At 62.8% G+C, this 2,042-nt stretch carries 2 protein-coding genes; one reads left to right on the plus strand and one right to left on the minus strand.

Translation table 11 applies throughout. The annotated features are described in order from the left end of the window. Positions 1-114: 114 nt before the first annotated feature. A complete protein-coding gene (gene tetR(A) / locus L2I46_RS28980) occupies positions 115-765 on the minus strand; it encodes a tetracycline resistance transcriptional repressor TetR(A) (RefSeq protein WP_000164043.1) in 651 nt (216 codons plus the stop codon). A 105-nt stretch (positions 766-870) separates the two neighbouring features. Between tetR(A) and tet(A) the strand changes: the two genes are divergently transcribed. Next, a partial coding sequence (tet(A), locus tag L2I46_RS28985) for a tetracycline efflux MFS transporter Tet(A) (protein ID WP_000804062.1) occupies positions 871-2,042 on the plus strand: 1,172 nt, incomplete at its 3' end.

Here is a 2,042-nt window from a genome sequence, read left to right on the forward strand (position 1 = left end):
TGAAAAAGCCCGTAGCGGGCTGCTACGGGCGTCTGACGCGGTGGAAAGGGGGAGGGGATGTTGTCTACATGGCTCTGCTGTAGTGAGTGGGTTGCGCTCCGGCAGCGGTCCTGATCAATCGTCACCCTTTCTCGGTCCTTCAACGTTCCTGACAACGAGCCTCCTTTTCGCCAATCCATCGACAATCACCGCGAGTCCCTGCTCGAACGCTGCGTCCGGACCGGCTTCGTCGAAGGCGTCTATCGCGGCCCGCAACAGCGGCGAGAGCGGAGCCTGTTCAACGGTGCCGCCGCGCTCGCCGGCATCGCTGTCGCCGGCCTGCTCCTCAAGCACGGCCCCAACAGTGAAGTAGCTGATTGTCATCAGCGCATTGACGGCGTCCCCGGCCGAAAAACCCGCCTCGCAGAGGAAGCGAAGCTGCGCGTCGGCCGTTTCCATCTGCGGTGCGCCCGGTCGCGTGCCGGCATGGATGCGCGCGCCATCGCGGTAGGCGAGCAGCGCCTGCCTGAAGCTGCGGGCATTCCCGATCAGAAATGAGCGCCAGTCGTCGTCGGCTCTCGGCACCGAATGCGTATGATTCTCCGCCAGCATGGCTTCGGCCAGTGCGTCGAGCAGCGCCCGCTTGTTCCTGAAGTGCCAGTAAAGCGCCGGCTGCTGAACCCCCAACCGTTCCGCCAGTTTGCGTGTCGTCAGACCGTCTACGCCGACCTCGTTCAACAGGTCCAGGGCGGCACGGATCACTGTATTCGGCTGCAACTTTGTCATGCTTGACACTTTATCACTGATAAACATAATATGTCCACCAACTTATCAGTGATAAAGAATCCGCGCGTTCAATCGGACCAGCGGAGGCTGGTCCGGAGGCCAGACGTGAAACCCAACAGACCCCTGATCGTAATTCTGAGCACTGTCGCGCTCGACGCTGTCGGCATCGGCCTGATTATGCCGGTGCTGCCGGGCCTCCTGCGCGATCTGGTTCACTCGAACGACGTCACCGCCCACTATGGCATTCTGCTGGCGCTGTATGCGTTGATGCAATTTGCCTGCGCACCTGTGCTGGGCGCGCTGTCGGATCGTTTCGGGCGGCGGCCGGTCTTGCTCGTCTCGCTGGCCGGCGCTGCTGTCGACTACGCCATCATGGCGACGGCGCCTTTCCTTTGGGTTCTCTATATCGGGCGGATCGTGGCCGGCATCACCGGGGCGACTGGGGCGGTAGCCGGCGCTTATATTGCCGATATCACTGATGGCGATGAGCGCGCGCGGCACTTCGGCTTCATGAGCGCCTGTTTCGGGTTCGGGATGGTCGCGGGACCTGTGCTCGGTGGGCTGATGGGCGGTTTCTCCCCCCACGCTCCGTTCTTCGCCGCGGCAGCCTTGAACGGCCTCAATTTCCTGACGGGCTGTTTCCTTTTGCCGGAGTCGCACAAAGGCGAACGCCGGCCGTTACGCCGGGAGGCTCTCAACCCGCTCGCTTCGTTCCGGTGGGCCCGGGGCATGACCGTCGTCGCCGCCCTGATGGCGGTCTTCTTCATCATGCAACTTGTCGGACAGGTGCCGGCCGCGCTTTGGGTCATTTTCGGCGAGGATCGCTTTCACTGGGACGCGACCACGATCGGCATTTCGCTTGCCGCATTTGGCATTCTGCATTCACTCGCCCAGGCAATGATCACCGGCCCTGTAGCCGCCCGGCTCGGCGAAAGGCGGGCACTCATGCTCGGAATGATTGCCGACGGCACAGGCTACATCCTGCTTGCCTTCGCGACACGGGGATGGATGGCGTTCCCGATCATGGTCCTGCTTGCTTCGGGTGGCATCGGAATGCCGGCGCTGCAAGCAATGTTGTCCAGGCAGGTGGATGAGGAACGTCAGGGGCAGCTGCAAGGCTCACTGGCGGCGCTCACCAGCCTGACCTCGATCGTCGGACCCCTCCTCTTCACGGCGATCTATGCGGCTTCTATAACAACGTGGAACGGGTGGGCATGGATTGCAGGCGCTGCCCTCTACTTGCTCTGCCTGCCGGCGCTGCGTCGCGGGCTTTGGAG

It is taken from the genome of Klebsiella sp. 2019SCSN059, from assembly GCF_021739525.1.
GTDB classification, from domain to species: Bacteria; Pseudomonadota; Gammaproteobacteria; order Enterobacterales; family Enterobacteriaceae; genus Klebsiella; species Klebsiella quasipneumoniae.